We start from the raw sequence: 18,572 nt of genomic DNA, 5'->3' as shown, positions 1-18,572 counted from the left end.
CATAATTTTAAATTTATATATAACCAGTTGATGATATTCTTAATGTGTGTGAAGTGCAATTTAAGAGGGTGGAAATGAGTAAAATTAGAATTGGCCTCGCCTTGGGCTCTGGTGCTGCTCGTGGTTGGGCTCATATTGGGGTTATTCGTGCGCTCGAAGAAATGGGAATTAAGCCCGATATTGTGACCGGAACTTCGATTGGCTCCCTTGTTGGTGGTGCCTATGCAGCGGGCAAGATCGACGATATAGAACAGTGGGTACGCAATATGGACCGCTGGAAAGTATTCAATTTACTCGACTTTGGTTTTAACAATGGCGGGGTTGTTGCTGGTGATAAAGTCTTTAATGTCGCCCGAGAGAAATTTGGCGCGCTCAATGTCGACGCGCTAAATAAACAATTTGGTGCGGTCGCGACCGATCTGTATACCGGGCGCGAGGTTTGGTTACGTGAAGGTGATATTTTTGAGGTGGCGAGAGCCTCGTGTGCCATGCCTGGGCTGTTGTCACCGAAGGCGTTAGACGGCAGATGGTTGGTGGACGGTGCGCTTGTGAACCCTGTGCCAGTTTCGCTAGCGCGTGCGCTTGGGGCGGACTTTGTTATTGCCGTTCATCTGAATTCTCAGCTGCATGTGAGCGACGACGATATGCCTGCGGTTGATCAGTCTCCCGCTACGGAGCAAACAACGGAAGAAGACAAAGCTGCACGCACAGAAGTGGCTAAGCAACACGAGCAAAAAAATGTATTTCATAAGTTCTTGTCACGCAGTCAAAGTTATGTAGAGCAGTTAAAAGACAAATTAAGCAAGGAGCCTACGTCTCCGGGTATGTTTGGGGTGATGGCGGGCTCTATCGACATTATGCAAGAGCGTATTACCAAAGCACGAATGGCGGGTGATCCACCGGACGTATTACTGCAACCCAAGCTGGGTGATATTGGACTATTGGAGTTTGAACAGGGAGCAAAAGCAATAAAAATTGGCTACGAAACCGCAATGCGGTTGCGGCCTATTATTGACGCTGAATTGCAGTATCTCAACGCCCGCAGAACGGTTATGCCAAAACCGAATGCGAAGCGCTGAGAGCACAAGTAAAAAGTAAAAATGAAAGCGAAAAGAGCCGATATTAAATATCGGCTTTTTCCATTTCTGCAGTCATTTGATCAAATTCCGCAGTAACAGTATCGCTGGGTGCTTCGGTAGCTCGGCTCACCAAAATAATTGCCACCGTTGCCAGAATAACGCCCGGTACCATTTCATAAATGTAGGTACTTAACGTTTGGCCACCAATAGGAATATAGATCCAGAACAGTACGGTAAGTGCACCGACGAGCATTCCGGCAAGCGCGCCCCAACGGTTCATTCCTTTCCAGTACAGGCTCAGAATAATGAGCGGTCCAAAGGCCGCGCCAAATCCTGCCCAAGCGTTACCCACTAAACCTAAGATGGTGTCGCGAGGTACCCAAGAAAGAATAATGGCAACAATGGCTACGAGTAACACAGAGATGCGGCCAACCATAACCTGAGTTTTGTCACTGGCATCTTTTTGTAAGAAGCTTTTGTAGAAGTCTTGCGTGAGTGCACTTGAGGTTACCAAGAGTTGTGACGAAATTGTGCTCATAATGGCCGCTAAAATTGCAGCCAGCAAAAAGCCACCCACCAGCGGATGGAACAGAATTTGAGAGAGCACGATAAATATCGTTTCAGAGTTTGCTAAGGTGCCGTCGGCATCCATATAGGCGTTTCCGGTAAGACCTGCGCCATGGGCTTGCACGTATTGAGCACCAATTATGCCGGTAAGCATCGCTCCAATAATGGCTACAATCATCCAGGTCATGCCAATACGGCGTGCTTTCTTAAAGTCGTTAACTGAGCGAATCGCCATAAAACGCACGATAATGTGCGGCTGGCCGAAATAACCAAGCCCCCAGGCTAACAGAGAGATTGTGGCGATGAGGGAGAAGTTGTGGAATGGGTCAAGCATTCCAGGAGCGAGCTGGGTAACCTCGGCGCTTAATGAAGTGTCGCCAGAAAGAACCAAATAGCCAGCAACAGGAACCATAATTAAGGCTACGAACATAATACAGCCTTGAACAAAGTCGGTCATACTCACGGCAAGAAAACCGCCAATGAGAGTATAGGCGACGACTACTGCAGCGGTGAGCACTAACCCATGATGATAGTTCAAGCCAAATGCGTTTTCGAACAAGGTGCCGCCAGCCACTAAACCAGAAGAGGTGTAAAGGGTGAAGAAGATAATGATCACCACTGCAGACACTAACCGGAGTATGCGAGATTGATCACGAAAACGATTTTCAAAGAAGTCGGGAATGGTAATCGAGTCTTGCGCAATAAAGGTATAGGTGCGTAAACGTGGCGCTACTACGCGATAGTTCACATAAGCACCAATCGTAAGACCTACCGCAATCCATACCTCGGAAAAGCCTGCTACATAAAAAGCTCCGGGCAAACCCATGAGCATCCAACCACTCATGTCAGACGCGCCGGCGGAAAGGGCGGTTACGCCCGGACCAAGGCGGCGACCGCCGAGCATGTAGTCGCCAAGGTCGCTGGTTGATTTGAAATAGCCATAAACGCCAATGCCAAGCATGGCGACAAAATAGATAACAAGTGAAATAAGCGTTCCAGTTTCCAAAATAAGGCTCCTGTTGTGTAACGCGTGAAAAGAAAGTTAATTGACACTAAAAGTTATTCGATACTATTGGCGCAACACGCTAACAAATTGTTTACGCTTACTCAAGTTAGCTCGAATGGGTTGCCGTCATCATTTGTTGGGTGTAATCGGATTTTGGCGACGTTAAAAGCTGTTGAACTTCGCCGTATTCCTCGCATTCGCCATTGCGTAACAATAGCACGTGATCTGCCATGTGGCGCGCGATTTCAGGGCTATGAGTAATAAAGATGTAACTTACTTTTAGTTCGTCTTGAAGGTCGAGCAGTAGATTTAATATCTGCGCCCGCACCGAGGTGTCGAGCGTTGCTAAGGCCTCGTCGGCTACCAAAATACTCGGATTTAGAATAATAGCGCGGGCAATGCAAACACGCTGACGCTGGCCATTCGACATCATGTAGGGATAAAAAACGCGATGCTCGTCGAGCAACCCGACTTTTAGTAATGTTCGCTTAATTTGCTCACTTCGTTGTTCTGCTGATAACTTGGTATTAAACAGCAGTGGCTCTTCGAGTTGCTGTCCAATAGTAAGATGAGCGTTTAATGAGCCTTCGGAATCTTGAAAAATCATTCGAATATGTTGCGCCCGCTGTTGAAGACTCATGCAAGACAGTGCGTTGCCTTGAAATTCAATAGTGCCTTCGGTAGCTCGGGTTGATCCCGCCAGTATTGCGGCCAGCGTTGATTTTCCAGAGCCATTGGTTCCCATTACGGCGAGGCTTTGGCCTGCTTTTAGATCAAAAGATACGTTGCGTAGAGCAAATTGAGGAGTACTTCGAAACCAACCAAGCCGATGCTGGAACACCTTACTTAGCCCTTGCACAGACAGAAGAGGCTTCATGACTCGGACTCCTCGCTGTTGATCGGATAATGGCAAAAATACTCGCGTTTGCTTGCCGCGCTAAGGTCTGGCCGAATTACACATTTACGCTGGGCGTTAGGGCAGCGAGGGCCTAACCGACAGCCTCTTGGCATGTGCTGTAGGGTGGGCTCTAAACCTGGCAGCGTTGTTAGCCGATCGCGCGGATTCAGTCGTTCAGTTTGTAACAACGAAGTATAACTCAGGGCGTCGGTATAGGGGTGGAAAGGCCTTTTGAGCACATCCGCCAAGGGACCACTTTCCATCATTTGGCCGCAGTAAATAGTTGATATGCGGTGGGTTTCTGGCATTAGTGTGCTTAAGTCTTGAGTGATCAGTAAAATCGACATTTGATAACGGGCATGTAATTGTGCCAGCAACCGATAGATTTGCCGGCGGGTAATCGGCTCCATCGCCGTTGTGGGCTCGTCAGCAATTAACAAGTGAGGGCGATGTGCGATAGCCGTGGCGATCATAACCTTTTGGGCAACGCCGTCGGATAATTCAAACGGATACGACGCGAGCACTTCTTGATAATTCTTGATCCCCATTTTCAATAGTAATTTTCGTGCATAGTCGCGTCGAGCCTGCTTTCGCTGCCAATATGAAGCATTGATGTCGCGGTTTAAAATCGCTTCGTTTAATTGCTCGAACACAGTGGTATTCGGGTCGAGGTAGCGCAACGGATCTTGAAATATCATGGCAATATCGATACCAATAATTTCTTTTCGTTGTCGCGGTGTTAGGGTAAGTAGATCGGTGCCTTGAAACCATAAACGATCGGCTTGAACGCGCCAGTTGGGATTTACAAAACCCATAATAGCGCGAGCGATCAAGCTTTTCCCGGAACCCGACTCACCCACTAAGGTATGTATTTCGCCAGCTTCCATACGAAAGTTGACCCGATCAAGCACTTGCACCTCTCCTTGAGGCGTAGGTGCGAAAATATTTAAATTCCGAATATCGAGCAACATTAGGTGGTCTCCCTTTGTTGCTGAAGGGCTGAGCGTAAGGCCTCGCCGACAATATTTACACTCATTAAAGTGAGAAACAGGGCAAGACCGGGAAGCGCCATAACCCATGGCGAGTTATAAGAAACTTCTAGGCTTTGCGCCAGCATGGCGCCCCATTCCGGTGCTGGAGCTTGGGCGCCCAAGCCAAGGAAACCCAGCGCGGCAATATCTAAAATGGCGGCTGACAAGGCTAGGGTAAAGCTAACCACTAACACGCTGACAATATTGGGAAAAATAACAGCGCTCAAGAGGTAAAGGGTGCTTACTCCGTTTAACTTACTGGCCACAACATAGTCTTTCGGGAGCTCATCGACGACTGCATTTCGAGTAATGTGAAGAAACTGAGGGATCATGACTAAGCCTATAGCAATGACCGCATTAAGCAATCCGGGTCCAATAATAGCAACAATAATAAGTGCCAAGAGTAATGATGGAATACTAAATAGAACGTCGAGGAAATGCTTTAACGACGAACTTTTTACGCCGACGCTAACAGCGGCGGCAACACCCAAGCCAATACCAATAACGGCACTTATCAGTACCACCAGCAGCGGCACACCAAAGGTAAGTTGCGCACCGTGAAGCAGCCGCGAAAGCATGTCGCGGCCGAGCATATCGGTACCGAGTAAAAACCGTAAATCGCCGTCGTCGGACCATGCTGGAGGCAATGAGAGCGCTTCGGTAAATTGTTCATTTGCACCAAAGGGAGCGACCCAAGGGGCAAAAAGCGAAATAAAGCCAAGGAATCCAAGAAAATAGAAACCGGCCATAGCCAGCGGGTTTGCTCGGAAATTTAACCAAACCAGCTCAAGAGGTGAAGGATTGCGTTCTTCGTAATACAGCTCGGAGGCGCGCGTTCGTTTTAAATTCAGTCGTTTAGGAAGCATAAAATTCTTGCCTTACTTGTGGGTAACGCCAAGCGTGCACAAGATTCATCATAATATTTGCGAACAAAATCAGAGTTGCAAGAATAAAGAGCCCGCCCTGAATAACGGGGTAGTCGCGCTCGAAAATACTGCGAACTAACCAGCTGCCAATACCGGGCCAAGAGAAAATAAGCTCAATAATAAGCACGTTGGTGATGAGTAAGTTAAATGCGCTGCCCATTTGCCTTAAAACAGGTTGCATAGCGTTCGGCATGACATGGCGGAAGAATACTTCGCTACGCGACAAGCCTCGTGCATAGGCGCCTTTTACATACTTTTGTTTGAGCACGTCGATAGCGGCACTGCGAGTGAGCCGAGTGAGTAAAACCAAAGGTGTGCTTGCGAGCACCAGCATGGGCAGTAGCATGTGTTGCAGGGCGTTGAGTAGCGCGGCAGCACGATAGGGGCTGTCGCTGAGGAAAATATCTATAAATATGGAACCGGTAACGGGAACAATGTCGAAGAGCGGATTAATTTGGCCTGCTATTGGTACCCAGCCGAGGACTAGCGCAAACACGAGAATACTCAGCTGTGCGAGCCAAAAAACGGGAATGGAGTAACCGGATAAGCTAAATGAAGTAATAACATGGTCGGCAAACCTACGATGGTAGATAGCGGCAATGAAGCCAAGCGGCGGACCGAACAGCAGGGCGAATGCCATGGCTAAAATGGCAAGCTCTAATGTTGCCGGAAAGCGAAGTTTAAACTCTTGCCAGATAGGGGTGTTGTCTTGCAGTGACAAGCCCCAGTCGCCTTGAAAGAGATGCTGCAAGTAAGCAATATACTGATGACCAATATGGCTTTGAAAGCCGCGAGCCTCGGCTATTTCAGTGAAGAGTGGATGCTCAGTACTGACACCGCTACTGTTGGTTACGGGGTTACCGGGAAACCAGTAACTTAATGAAAAGGTAAAAACAGAAAGTAAGAACAGAGTAATAAGGAGCAAGCTTAATTGCCGGGCAAAAACGCGGTTCATGGCATGCGCTCCTGTTTGTTTTGCGGTTCTTTATAGACCGACTGTAAGCGAATACCACCAAACGTGGGAGGCTTCAGACCGCGAATGTCGGCAGCCGCGGCTTGAAAGCGAATGGAGTGCGCGAGAGGAACAATAGGAACATGTTCGGATAAAATTTGTTGCGCAAGATAGTAGTGAGCGCGTCGCTCTCGCTGGTTATTACTCCGTATAGCGGCAGTAACCGCCTCATCAAAGTCTGAATTGCACCATTGCGCGCGATTATTTCCCGAGGCTTTTGCGGCGCAGGTGAGTAACGGGCGAAAGAAGTTATCGGGATCTGCGTGGTCAGCTGACCAGCCAATGAGCACGGAGTCGTGTTGACCCGCGGCAAGATCACGCCGAAAGGTACTCCATTCGTAGGAAATTATTTGTGCCGTTACGCCTACTTGCGCAAGGTAAGACTGCATTTGCTCTGCCATAACACGTGCATTGGGGTTGTATGCGCGTTGAACCGGAAGGGCCCAAATGGTCATGCTAAAACCGTTTTCGTAGCCAGCTTCTGCTAACAGTTCGCGAGCCCGCTGTGGGTCATAGGCATAAGCGCTCGGATAAGCTCTGTGCGCCCAACTACTGTCGGGCAAAATGGAGTTCGCGATAACCGCATGCTCGTGGTACACGGTTCGTATCAGGCTTTCTCGGTTTATGGCGTGCGCTAACGCTTGACGCACTCGCGCGTCGTTAAAAGGAACACGCTCAGTGTTAAACGCCCAAAATGCCGTGTTTGGGCTTAACGATCGTTGCAGTTGAATATCACGGCGTTGGTCAAGCCATTCTACGTCACGCGCCGGCGGATAGGGGCTTATGTCGCAGTCACCGGTGAGTAGCATGAGCATGCGCTTGTGATCATTGGTGGTAATACGAAACACAATGTTGTCGGTGGCGGCGCGCGTTTTCCAATAATGTTCGTGGGCGCTGTAATTAACGGCTACGTCTTTGCGGAAATGACGAAAATAGAAAGGCCCTGTTCCTACTGGAAATTGGTCCACGTGTTCAGGCGTGCCGGCCTCAAGCATTTGTTGTGCATATTCCTGCGAGTGCATTACGCTAAAGTTCGAAGCTAAAATAGAGAGCAACGAGCTGTCTGGCTCCCTCAGCGTAATGCGAATACGGTGGCTATTAAGAGCTTCAACAGAAAGTATAAGTCGGTCTAAGCGTGTGGCGCTGAAAAACGGGTAGTTGCCACCAGAAACCAAGTGAAAGGGGTGGTTAGGTTGCAGCCAACGGTTAAAGCTAAATACAACGTCGTTGGCGTTGAAACTACGGGAGGGGGTGAAGTAATCGGTGCTGTGAAAACTTACGTTTTGGCGCAACTCAAATTCATATACAAGGCCATTGTTGGAAACTTCCCACGCGGTCGCAAGCGCAGGCTCGAAGTCTTGGGTGTCGTTATTGTATTCGAGCAAACGGTCGAACAGTTGCGCAGATGTCATATCAAGCGTTGTGCCTGAGGTTACCAATTGCGGATTAAACGACTCTGGGTTGCCTTCCGCGCAATAAAGCACACCGTTATGTTCTGGCGGCAGCGCTGGCGAACAAGCCGCCACAAAAAGGGCGGTAATGCTTAACGTTATCGCGTTAACCCAGTTAGGCTTCACGAGCGGCTCCGTCTAACAGATCATATTTCTTCAAATAGCCACGAAGCTGATGATAGGTAAGGCTTAACAGTTCCGCGGTTTTCTTCTGGTTAAATTGGCATTCTGCTAACGCGTTTTGCAGAATTTCAATTTCAAAGTCTTGGCTAACTTGTTTAAAGTCAATACCGTCTTTTAAATCCGGCAGTGCAGAAGGGGTAGGTTGTTGTTCGTTGGAGGAACTGACGTGCTGAGCGACAGGCTGGGCCGGCTGCGAATTCACACTATTGGTTTTCATGGTTTGCTGCGGTCGCCATGGGCTCGAAAATGGGTCGAGTACAATGTCGTGCACCGGAATTTGGTCGTTATTAAGGCGGTAAACTGAGCGTTCTACCACATTCTTGAGTTCGCGAATGTTACCGGGCCAGTGATAGCTTTGCAGGCTTTGTTTGGCTTTAGCGGTAAACCCTGAGAAGCAATTTAACTTTAATTCGCGTGCCATTTGAATAGCAAAATGCTCGGCTAAAACCATAATGTCTTCTGGCCGTTCCCGCAGCGGTGGCAGGGTAATTACATCAAATGCGAGGCGGTCTAATAGGTCGGCCCGAAATTTATTTTGGTCAGCGAGGCTTGGCAGGTCTTCATTGGTGGCGGCGATAAGTCGAACGTCGGTACGAATAGTTTTGCTGCCACCCACACGTTCAAATTCACCGTATTCAATGACCCGCAAGAGTTTTTCTTGCACTAAGCCCGAGGTATTGGCCAGTTCGTCGAGAAACAAAGTGCCATTGTGGGCGCGCTCAAAGCGGCCTTCGTGGCGTTTGCTGGCTCCGGTAAAAGCACCAGCTTCGTGACCGAAGAGCTCACTTTCCAGTAAGTTGTCGTTCAACGCAGCGCAATTGAGCTTAAGGTAAGGTTGTTCCCAACGTTTCGATAAAAAGTGGAGGCGTTGTGCAATAAGCTCTTTGCCGGTTCCGCGCTCGCCGATAATCAGCACGGGTTTGTCCATTGGTGCTGCTTGTGAAACGTGCTCAAGCATTTCTAAAAAGCTATTCGACTCACCAATTAGGTTTTCATTATCACGAAAGCGGTTCATGAGATTACTCAGTGTTAGTTAAATTCGCTAATAGTTAGTGTATTTGTTTATCGCGAAAATGGCATTGTTTTTTGTGTTCTTTTAAAATAATTATAAAAACAGACGCTTACAACATTTTTGAAATTTGGCATTCATCTTGTATAGCTCTAAGCGTTACATCAGTGAAAACCACAACAGAGGTAAATATTATGGGTATTTTTTCACGCTTTTCAGATATCGTAAATGCCAACTTGAATTCGTTGCTCGATAAAGCTGAAGATCCACAAAAAATGGTACGCCTGATTATTCAGGAAATGGAAGACACCTTAGTGGAAGTTCGTTCGGTTTCTGCCAAAACCTTAGCAGAAAAGAAAGAAATTACACGCCAACTGACGCGCTTAGAGAACGAAGTGGCGGAGTGGGAAAACCGTGCTGAATTAGCTTTGAGTAAAGATCGCGACGATTTAGCGCGCTCTGCACTGATTGAAAAAGCTAAAATTCAAGACGCAATTGACAGCTTGAACCGTGAAATTGAGCGTGTTGATGACCACATTGAACGGTTGTCGAGTGAAATTGGACAACTTCAAGAAAAGTTGACCGATGCAAAAGCTCGTCAAAAGTCTATTCTTATGCGTGAACGCGCGGTGAGCTCGCGATTAAACGTAAAACGCTCACTCGACAGTTCTAAAATAGACGACGCGTTGCAAAAGTTTGATCGATACGAAGCAAAAATTGACGATTTAGAGTCGCAAGTTGACGCGTACGATTTAGGCAAACGCAGTTTAGCCGATGAGTTTCGTGCACTTGAAAATGAAACCAAAGTAGACGACGAATTGGCTGCGTTAAAAGCACGAGTACAAGCAAAAGAGAAAGGCGACGCAAAAAAATAAGCGTCGCCCTTGAAGGGGGATAACGAGTGGAAGATGCAAGTTTTATGATAGCGCCCATGATCGCAGCACCAATTCTTGTGTTCTTGATTTTTGTGGCACCTATTTGGTTATTTTTACACTACCGCAGCAAAAATAAAATTAGCGAAGGTTTAAGTGTGGAAGACAAAGAGCAGTTTCGCGCACTGGCCGACAAAGCCGAACAAATGCGCGACCGCATTCGTACTCTTGAGCACATTTTGGATGCTGAACATCCAAACTGGCGCCGAATGGACTAAGGAGTGATTCATGAGCGAACGTAAACGTGAAATGTTTCGCGACGAAAAACAGGGCAAGATAGCAGGTGTATGCGCCGGGCTTGCTCAGTATTTCGGCTGGGAACTATGGGTTGTGCGCATTATTGCGGTAACCGCATTAATTTTTGCAACGAAGTTAACTGCGGTAGCATACATTGTGGCCTGGGTGGTGATTGAAAAAAAGCCGAAAGGCTCGACTATTGGCGGCAATATTCGCGAGGAAACCAAAGTTGAGCGCACCCGAGACGGCCGTACCATTGAGATAAAAACCAAAGTATGGGAGTCGGGTAAACCACCGAAAATGGCTTTAGTCGACTTACACGATGAGTTTTCCTCAATGGAAGGTACATTACGCGCCATGGAGCGTTATGTAACCTCTGCCGAGTTCCGTATTAAAAATGAAATTAACCGGCTGTGACCTGTTCCAGCCGGCTTTTCTTTGGCAATAAAACGTTACATCCATCGCACTGGTCTGAGCTGTAGTGAGTATTGTTCCGTGTTCAAGGCGAACGTAAAGTGCCTGCTGTCGTAGTGTCCATAAAATAAATAGAATTAGGATAAATGATGAGCAGCAAGCATTCGAATTCGGCATGGCATGCAGCCACGTTAAGTATTCATGGCGGAGAGCCGGTTAATGACCCGCAAGGCGCTTTAGTAGCGCCTATGTATCAAACGTCAACCTTTGTCTTTCCGTCAGCGGAAATTGGTGGCGGGCGCTTTGCCGGCGAACTTCCCGGTTATATTTACTCGCGCCTTGGTAACCCAACCGTACGTCAGCTTGAACAACGTGTTGCGGCGTTAGAAGGAATGGAAGACGCCGCCGCCTCGGCAACAGGGATGGGTGCTGTGGCTGCAACAACCATGGCATTTCTTGCGGCCGGCGATCATGTGATTGCCTCAGATTGTATTTATGGTTGCAGCCATGCGCTTTTTTCTCATTTGTTCACCCGTTTTGGTATTCAAGTTACCTTTATTGATATGGCCGCGCCACAGGCGCTCGAAAACGCACTTCAAGCGAACACAAAAATGGTGTTCTTAGAAACGCCAGCAAACCCGCATTTAAAGCTGATTGACTTAGCCCCAGTCGGTAAGTTTTGTGCTCAGCATGGGCTGAAATTCATTGTCGACAACACCTTTATGACCCCTTTACTGCAACGCCCAGGAGAATATGGGTGTCACCTGGTGGTGCATAGCGCCACAAAATACTTAAATGGTCATGGCGACGTGGTTGCGGGAATTGTGACCGGCTCGGCCGAGGATATTGAATTAATTAAGCTAACAACGCTGAAAGACATGGGTGCAACGATGTCGCCGCACGACGCGTGGCTTATTTTACGTGGGTTAAAAACCTTAGCGCTACGTATGGAGCGCCATTGTGAAAACGCGAAAGTGGTAGCGAATTGGCTACAGGCGCATAAAGCAGTTGAGCGGGTTTATTTTCCAGGGTTCGACACCACGCTCGGACAAACCTTAATTGGTCCAGACAAACAAATGAAAGACAGTGGTGCGGTCATTGCTTTTGACATGAAGGGCGGCTATCAAGATGCAGTAAAGATTTTGAATCAGCTGCAGATGATTCGCTTGGCGGTAAGCTTGGGTGACGCGGAAACGCTGATTCAACATCCAGCCTCGATGACCCATTCTCCCTTATCACCGGAAGCGCGTGCGCAAGCCGGTATTGGTGAAGGCTTAGTGCGCTTGTCGGTCGGCCTCGAACATATTGACGATATTATTGCTGATCTTGAGCAGGCGTTTGGCGTTCTAAATTAGCGGGAAGGTTTAGCAAAAACAGCAGCTTGTTCACTATTGTTTACAAAAGATAATGGCCATTAGAGTGATGAGGTAGCAGTGAGCAGGGCTGTTCTATTAAGCTTTACCGTACAATAAAATCGAATTAGTGCAACAACACAAGAAAAGATAAAGGAGCGCAGAATGTCGAAGAAACAAAGCAATTATGTTTCCAAAGCGCCAAATGAAGACGGGATTATAGCGTGGACTGACGAGGAAAATGAGGTTTGGCATGACCTTGTTGAGCGTCAACTTAAACTTATTCCAGGCAAAGCATGTGACGAATATATGGCAGGCTTAGCGTTACTAAATTTGCCGACGGATCGGATTCCTCAGTTGCCAGAAATTAACAAGATTTTGGGAGAGACAACGGGCTGGCAGGTGGCTCGGGTGCCGGCTTTAATTCCCTTCGACGAATTTTTCCGTTTACTCGCCAATAAAGAATTTCCGGTCGCTACCTTTATTCGTACTCGCGAGGAGTTCGACTACTTACAAGAGCCTGATATTTTCCATGAGATATTTGGCCACTGTCCGCTGTTAACGAATCCTGCATTTGCCCATTTCACCCATCAGTATGGTCGTCTTGGCTATGCGGCAACACCGAAAGAACGCGTGTACTTGGCGCGTTTGTATTGGTTTACCGTTGAGTTTGGCTTATTAGAAACCGAGCAGGGCTTGCGCATTTATGGTGGCGGTATTTTGTCGTCGCCTGGCGAAACGAAATATGCTTTGGAAAGCGACAAACCCGAACGCGTGCGCTTGAATCCGCTCGACGCTTTGCGCACGCCGTATCGGATAGACATTATGCAGCCTATTTATTACACCTTAAAAAACGTAGAGCAATTATTCGAAATCTCCGACATGGACATGATGGCCCTTGTTCATGAAGCTATGGAACTAGGATTATTTGAGCCTAAATTCCCACCGAAGTCGAAAGACGCGGCTTAGGCAGTCAGTAACACATATTTGCAAAACCATAAAAACAGGACGAGAAATAATGAGTGACTTAAAGCATCAAACCTGCGAAGCATGCCAAGCGGGTGCGCCGCAAGTAACCGACGAAGAACTGCGCGATTTAATGAAAGAAATTCCAGATTGGGTACCGGAATCGCGCGACGGCGTTTTACAACTAGAACGCGTTTATAAATTTAAGAACTTTAAGCAAGCGTGGGCGTTCAGTAATAAGGTAGCGCAACTTGCGGAAGACGAGTTTCATCATCCGTCTATTCTTTTGGAGTGGGGTAAGGTAACGATTACGTGGTGGACGCACGCCATTGGTGGCTTGCACCGTAACGATTTTATTATGGCGGCCAAAACAGACGGTCTGCTGGATTAATTCTATTTAGCGTTAACCGCAGAATTTTGCGACAGAACCGCACGTGCTTACGCCGTGCGGTTTTTTGTATGCTGCAGCCTCATTGGAAACACTGTATAATTTTCTGTACATAGCCTTGGAGTGTTTCACCATGCGTTTGGAAATAACCTGTAGCGACCGTTTAGGAATTTGCCAAGAGGTTTTAACCCTATTGCGCGAATATGAAATTGATTTGCGTGGTATTGAAGTTGACCCAGTCGGCAAAATATTTCTGAGCTTTCCTTCTTTAGAGTTTAGTGAATTTCAGTTATTGATGCCGAAAATTCGGCGCATTCCGAACGTGGAAGACGTAAAAACGGTTCCGTATTTACCCTTTGAACGCGAGCATTTTGAGTTCAATCTTTTACTCAGTACCTTGCCCAATGCAGTTATTAGCGTGGACGACAAGGGGCGTATTGATATTGCCAATGCCGCGGCCTCCGCATTAATACAACAAAGCAAAGACGCCTTGCGTGGACAATTTGTAGTGGAACAGTTGCAGGGGTTTCCGCTGCGTTGGTTTGAGAAGCAACCGAAGGAGGCGGTTTTTGAGCCGCTGCAGTTCGGTGGTAAATGGTATAAAGCCCATATTTTACCCGTGTGGGTAAACGACGCAGACGGAGAGCCGGCGTTTGCGGGTTGCGTTATTCATTGCCAAACGGAGCCGTTACCTCCTACCGCACAACGAAAGTCGGAGCAGTCGCCGTTTGATCGCGTGCTTACCCAATATTCGGGGGTAAAACGAGTGCTACGTGACGCCAGCCGTATGGCGCAGCTCGACGCACCTTTGTTATTAGAAGGTGAAACCGGCGTAGGTAAAGAATTGATTGCCCGTGCCTGCCACGAAGCCAGTGCGCGGGCGAGCAAGCCTCTGTTAGCAGTGAACTGCGGTGCGCTACCCGACAACGTGGCGGAAAGTGAGCTGTTTGGTTACGGTGCCGGTATTTATACCCACCACCCACAAGGCAAGAAAGGTATTTTTGAGCAGGCGCAAGGTGGCTGCGTGCTACTTGACTCTGTCGGTGACATGTCGCAAGAACTGCAAGCAAAACTATTACGTTTTTTAGAAGACGGAAAATTTCGCCGTATTGGCGAAGAGCAAATGATTGCCGTTGATGTACGCTTAATTTGTTTAGTGCGTGGTGAACTACTCGATAAGGTTGAACAGGGAACCTTCCGTGAGGATTTATATTACCGCTTGAACGTATTGAATTTGCATTTACCGCCACTGCGTGAGCGCAAGGGCGACGTGCCACTATTAACGGACTATTTTGTTCACAAGTTCTGTGCAAAATTACAACGGCCGCTCGTTAGCGTTTCAAAACCGTGTTTGGACTATTTAAATAACTACGCTTGGCCGGGTAACGTTCGGCAACTCGAGAATACTCTGTTTCGAGCGCTGTCGATGCTCGAAGGTGATACGCTAAACCCAGAGCACATTCAGTTGCCGGAAATGTCGCCAGTTTTCGACCCGTTAGCGATTGATTTAGACGAAGAGAGTTTGGAAACAGCGGTAAAACGCTTTGAAAGCTCATTGTTAAGGCGGCTGTACCCCAGTTATCCGAGCACTCGTCAGTTGGCGAAAAAGTTAGGTTTAAGCCATACGGCTATCGCTAATAAGTTGCGTGAGTATGGAATTGGAAAACAGCGCCGCACCAGCAAGCGTAAAGTAAACGTAACGCCAGAAACGCCCGAGTAAACTATTGTTTACATAGTTGTGCGCTGAAACATGACTAAAACGCGAATGTATCGTTATCTGTACATTCGCGTTTTTTTTGCGCGCAGAACTATCGCTCTATAAAACCTAGCCCAATAGGGTAAGTACAGGCTAAAACAAGGGGTATGCTTTTTATGGCACAGCTTAAATAAGGAGAAGAGTAATGTCTGAACACGTTATGAACCCACTGGGTACCGATGGTTTTGAGTTCGTTGAATACACAGCACCTGATGCGAAAGGTATTCAAGCCTTAAAAGATCTATTTGCAAAGTTAGGCTTCACCGAAGTGGCCAAGCACCGTCGTAAAGACGTTTGGTTGTATAAGCAAAACGACATTAACTTTATTGTAAACGCGCAACCTGGCTCACAAGCAGAAGGTTTCGCCAGCGCACATGGCGCCAGTGTATGTGGTATGGCTTGGCGTGTTAAAGACGCTGACCATGCGTTTAAACATGCGCTAGCCAATGGCGCAAAAGAGTTTAAGCCCGACGTTGGCGCGATGGAACTGAATATTCCAGCAGTGTATGGCATTGGCGAAAGCGCGCTTTATTTTGTTGATCGCTATGGCCAAAAGAGCATTTACGACGTGGACTTTCAGTTCTATGACAACTGGGAAGAAACCATGCAAAATAACCAAGTCGGTATGGACTACGTTGACCACCTTACGCACAACGTATTTCGTGGCAATATGGACGTGTGGGCAGGCTTCTACGAGCGCATTGGTAACTTCCGTGAAGTGCGTTATTTCGACATTGAAGGTAAGTTAACGGGACTACTGAGCCGCGCAATGACTTCACCCTGCGGTAAAATTCGGATTCCAATTAACGAGTCGCACGACGACAAGTCGCAAATTGAAGAGTATTTGAAAGACTACAACGGCGAAGGCATTCAGCATATCGCTATGAGCTCCGACGATATTTATCACACGGTTCGTACCCTGCGCGAAGGCGGCATGGAATTTATGCCAACGCCAGATACATACTACGACAAAATTGATGAGCGTGTGGAAGGACACACCGAGAGTGTGGACGATTTGCGTGACTTGCGCATTTTAATCGATGGCGCGCCGATGAAAGACGGTATTTTATTGCAAATTTTCACCCAAACAGTGATTGGCCCCGTATTCTTTGAAATTATTCAACGTAAAGGCAACGAAGGCTTTGGTGAAGGTAACTTTAAAGCCTTGTTTGAATCGATAGAGGAAGATCAAATTCGTCGAGGAGTATTAAGCGATGCGTAAATGGATCTCATTCCCGAAGCAGGTGGGTGCGGCGTCTCGCCAAGCCCATGCTGACTTCCCGGAAGAGGCGATTTATGAACGTGAGGCGGGCCGAAGTGGATTCTTCGGCCCAGCTACCCATTTTCACCACACTCATGCACCAACGGGTTGGAATGATTGGGAAGGGCCTTTGCGTCCACGCGCCTTTAACTTCCACCAATTGGGCGGTCTCGATACGGTGTCACCGTGGTTAGCGCCAAACTTACTTTACAATGCGCATTGTAAATTTCGTTTGTGGCACCTGAGCGAGCCGATGAAAAAATTAGCGCGCAACGCCGACGGCGATGATTTGCTTTTTGTTCATGAAGGCGGTGGCGAACTGTTTTGTGACTACGGCCATTTAACATTGCGCGACGGCGACTACGTGGTGATACCGCGCTCTACCAATTGGCGTTTAGAACCCAGCTCGCCAATGCAACTGGTGATGATAGAAGCGACGAATGGGTCGTATCAGTTACCCGACAAGGGTTTGGTTGGTAATCACGCTATTTTTGACCCTGCCTGCTTAGATGTGCCGGAAATTAACGATGCATTTAAAGCGCAGTACAGCGAAGATACGTGGCAGGTAGAAGTAAAGCGCCATGGCGAAGTTTCGGTTGTAACCTTTCCGTACAATCCACTCGACGCGGTAGGTTGGCATGGTGACTTAGCGCCGGTACGGGTGAATTGGCGCGACTTTCGTCCGCTTATGAGCCATAGGTATCACTTACCACCGTCTGCGCATACCACCTTTGTGGCTGAACGATTTGTGGTGTGTACCTTTGTGCCTCGGCCGATTGAAAGCGACCCGGGTGCGTTGAAAGTTCCGTTTTATCATAACAACGACGATTATGACGAAGTACTGTTTTACCACGCGGGCGACTTCTTTAGCCGCGATAATATAGACCGTGGCATGGTAACGTTTCATCCCGCAGGCTTTACCCATGGGCCACACCCTAAGGCGTTCCAAGCGGGCCGAGAGTACAAAAAGAAATTTACAGACGAAGTAGCAGTGATGCTCGACACGCGCGATTCGCTCACTGTAGGTGAAGTGGCGAATGGTGTTGAAAACCCAGACTACGTAATGAGCTGGCAGGAGAAAAAATAATGAAATTGGCGACTTACCGTAACGGTACGCGCGACGGACAACTGATGGTTGTGAGTCGAGACTTAAAGCGTGCGGTAGCGGTACCTGAAATTGCAAGCACCTTACAATTTGCACTCGACAACTGGGCTGAACTCGAGCCGAAGTTAAAAGAAGTTTATATTGCGTTGAATAACGGCAAACTGTCCGACGACGTGGCTTTTGACGAAGCGCAGTGTGAATCACCATTGCCGCGCGCTTACCATTGGGCCGACGGTAGCGCTTATGTAAACCATGTTGAGTTGGTGCGTAAGGCGCGTGGTGCAGAAATGCCACCGAGCTTTTGGGAAGACCCGCTGATGTACCAAGGCGGCTCCGACGCGTTTATTGGACCGCGAGCCGATGTGCCGCTACCAAGTGACGAGTGGGGCATTGATTTTGAAGGTGAAGTGGCAGTGATTACCGACGACGTGCCCATGGCTGTTGCTGCTGAAGACGCAGGGAAACATGTGCGTTTACTGATGCTGGTGAACGATGTGTCGTTACGGGGCTTAATTCCGAATGAGCTGGCAAAAGGCTTTGGTTTTTATCAGTCGAAACCGTCTTCTGTATTTTCGCCGGTTGCAGTGACCCCAGACGAGCTTGATAGCCATTGGCAGGACTGTAAGGTGCATTTACCTTTGGTGTCCACGTACAACGGGGAGCTGTTTGGTAAGCCCAATGCGGGCCAAGATATGACCTTCAATTTCGCGCAGTTAATTGCTCATGCGGCTAAATCGCGTCCGTTGTGCACTGGTACTATCATTGGTTCGGGCACAGTGTCGAACAAGCAGGGTACTGATCATGGAAGTAGCATTGCTGAAGGCGGAGTGGGCTACAGCTGTATTGCTGAAGTGCGGATGATCGAGACCATTCGTGACGGTAAGCCAAGCACGCCCTTTATGAAGTTCGGCGATACGATTCGTATTGAAATGCTCGACGACAATGGGCAGTCGATTTTCGGTGCCATTGACCAGAAAATGGTTAAGTACGAGGGTTAGC

General features: G+C 48.0%; 18 protein-coding genes. 11 read left to right on the top strand and 7 right to left on the bottom strand.

Going from position 1 to position 18,572, the window contains the following annotated elements; genetic code table 11:
• Nucleotides 1-74 precede the first annotated feature (74 nt).
• A complete protein-coding gene (gene rssA, locus DQW12_RS01690; RefSeq protein WP_113905972.1) occupies nt 75-1,079 on the top strand; it encodes a patatin-like phospholipase RssA in 1,005 nt (334 codons plus the stop codon).
• Nucleotides 1,080-1,122: 43 nt separating this feature from the next.
• Here the strand turns inward: rssA and putP are convergent, their stop codons facing one another.
• From putP to pspF, 7 genes are all read right to left on the bottom strand, one after another.
• Nucleotides 1,123-2,652: a sodium/proline symporter PutP gene (gene putP / locus DQW12_RS01685; protein ID WP_113905971.1), complete on the bottom strand. Its 1,530-nt coding sequence runs from the start codon at nt 2,650-2,652 to the stop codon at nt 1,123-1,125.
• Nucleotides 2,653-2,758: 106 nt separating this feature from the next.
• Nucleotides 2,759-3,529, bottom strand: coding sequence for an ATP-binding cassette domain-containing protein (locus DQW12_RS01680; RefSeq protein ID WP_113905970.1), 771 nt, complete (start codon nt 3,527-3,529; stop codon nt 2,759-2,761).
• Entirely contained in the window at nt 3,526-4,521 is a 996-nt protein-coding gene (locus DQW12_RS01675) for an oligopeptide/dipeptide ABC transporter ATP-binding protein (RefSeq protein ID WP_113905969.1), read from the bottom strand. The genes DQW12_RS01680 and DQW12_RS01675 overlap by 4 nt, the downstream gene beginning before the upstream one ends.
• Nucleotides 4,521-5,447, bottom strand: a complete 927-nt coding sequence (locus DQW12_RS01670; protein ID WP_113905968.1) for an ABC transporter permease subunit — start codon at nt 5,445-5,447, stop codon at nt 4,521-4,523. Before DQW12_RS01670 ends, DQW12_RS01675 begins: the two co-directional genes overlap by 1 nt.
• Nucleotides 5,437-6,462 carry an ABC transporter permease gene (locus DQW12_RS01665; protein WP_113905967.1) on the bottom strand — a complete coding sequence of 342 codons (1,026 nt, stop codon included), beginning with the start codon at nt 6,460-6,462 and terminating at the stop codon, nt 5,437-5,439. The genes DQW12_RS01670 and DQW12_RS01665 overlap by 11 nt, the downstream gene beginning before the upstream one ends.
• A complete protein-coding gene (locus DQW12_RS01660) occupies nt 6,459-8,096 on the bottom strand; it encodes an ABC transporter substrate-binding protein (RefSeq protein ID WP_113905966.1) in 1,638 nt (545 codons plus the stop codon). The genes DQW12_RS01665 and DQW12_RS01660 overlap by 4 nt, the downstream gene beginning before the upstream one ends.
• Nucleotides 8,086-9,168 (bottom strand): phage shock protein operon transcriptional activator, encoded by a 1,083-nt coding sequence (gene pspF, locus DQW12_RS01655; protein ID WP_113905965.1) that lies wholly within the window; start codon nt 9,166-9,168, stop codon nt 8,086-8,088. The genes DQW12_RS01660 and pspF overlap by 11 nt, the downstream gene beginning before the upstream one ends.
• 188 nt (nt 9,169-9,356) lie before the next feature.
• On the opposite strand from pspF, the gene pspA reads away from it, so the two are divergent.
• The 10 genes from pspA to DQW12_RS01605 all read left to right on the top strand — a co-directional run bounded on the left by pspA (nt 9,357) and on the right by DQW12_RS01605 (nt 18,571).
• Nucleotides 9,357-10,037, top strand: a complete 681-nt coding sequence (gene pspA / locus DQW12_RS01650; protein WP_113906588.1) for a phage shock protein PspA — start codon at nt 9,357-9,359, stop codon at nt 10,035-10,037.
• Between the two features lie 44 nt (nt 10,038-10,081).
• Nucleotides 10,082-10,312, top strand: coding sequence for an envelope stress response membrane protein PspB (gene pspB / locus DQW12_RS01645; protein WP_113906587.1), 231 nt, complete (start codon nt 10,082-10,084; stop codon nt 10,310-10,312).
• A gap of 10 nt (nt 10,313-10,322) precedes the next feature.
• Nucleotides 10,323-10,748, top strand: coding sequence for an envelope stress response membrane protein PspC (gene pspC, locus DQW12_RS01640; protein WP_113905964.1), 426 nt, complete (start codon nt 10,323-10,325; stop codon nt 10,746-10,748).
• 146 nt (nt 10,749-10,894) lie between these two features.
• Nucleotides 10,895-12,100: a methionine gamma-lyase gene (megL, locus tag DQW12_RS01635; protein WP_113906586.1), complete on the top strand. Its 1,206-nt coding sequence runs from the start codon at nt 10,895-10,897 to the stop codon at nt 12,098-12,100.
• A 147-nt stretch (nt 12,101-12,247) separates the two neighbouring features.
• Entirely contained in the window at nt 12,248-13,066 is an 819-nt protein-coding gene (phhA, locus tag DQW12_RS01630; RefSeq protein ID WP_269800918.1) for a phenylalanine 4-monooxygenase, read from the top strand.
• Between the two features lie 49 nt (nt 13,067-13,115).
• Nucleotides 13,116-13,454, top strand: coding sequence for a 4a-hydroxytetrahydrobiopterin dehydratase (locus tag DQW12_RS01625; protein ID WP_113905962.1), 339 nt, complete (start codon nt 13,116-13,118; stop codon nt 13,452-13,454).
• A 130-nt stretch (nt 13,455-13,584) separates the two neighbouring features.
• Nucleotides 13,585-15,171 carry a transcriptional regulator TyrR gene (tyrR, locus tag DQW12_RS01620; RefSeq protein ID WP_113905961.1) on the top strand — a complete coding sequence of 529 codons (1,587 nt, stop codon included), beginning with the start codon at nt 13,585-13,587 and terminating at the stop codon, nt 15,169-15,171.
• A 181-nt stretch (nt 15,172-15,352) separates the two neighbouring features.
• Nucleotides 15,353-16,429, top strand: a complete 1,077-nt coding sequence (hppD, locus tag DQW12_RS01615) for a 4-hydroxyphenylpyruvate dioxygenase (protein ID WP_113905960.1) — start codon at nt 15,353-15,355, stop codon at nt 16,427-16,429.
• Nucleotides 16,422-17,555, top strand: coding sequence for a homogentisate 1,2-dioxygenase (locus DQW12_RS01610; RefSeq protein ID WP_113905959.1), 1,134 nt, complete (start codon nt 16,422-16,424; stop codon nt 17,553-17,555). The genes hppD and DQW12_RS01610 overlap by 8 nt, the downstream gene beginning before the upstream one ends.
• Nucleotides 17,555-18,571, top strand: a complete 1,017-nt coding sequence (locus tag DQW12_RS01605; RefSeq protein ID WP_113905958.1) for a fumarylacetoacetate hydrolase family protein — start codon at nt 17,555-17,557, stop codon at nt 18,569-18,571. Before DQW12_RS01610 ends, DQW12_RS01605 begins: the two co-directional genes overlap by 1 nt.
• Nucleotide 18,572: the final 1 nt, after the last annotated feature.

The organism is Aliidiomarina celeris, from assembly GCF_003316875.1.
GTDB classification, from domain to species: Bacteria; Pseudomonadota; Gammaproteobacteria; order Enterobacterales; family Alteromonadaceae; genus Aliidiomarina; species Aliidiomarina celeris.
The sequence above is the reverse complement of the archived record's forward strand: the minus strand, read 5'-3'. Positions and strand labels throughout refer to the sequence as shown.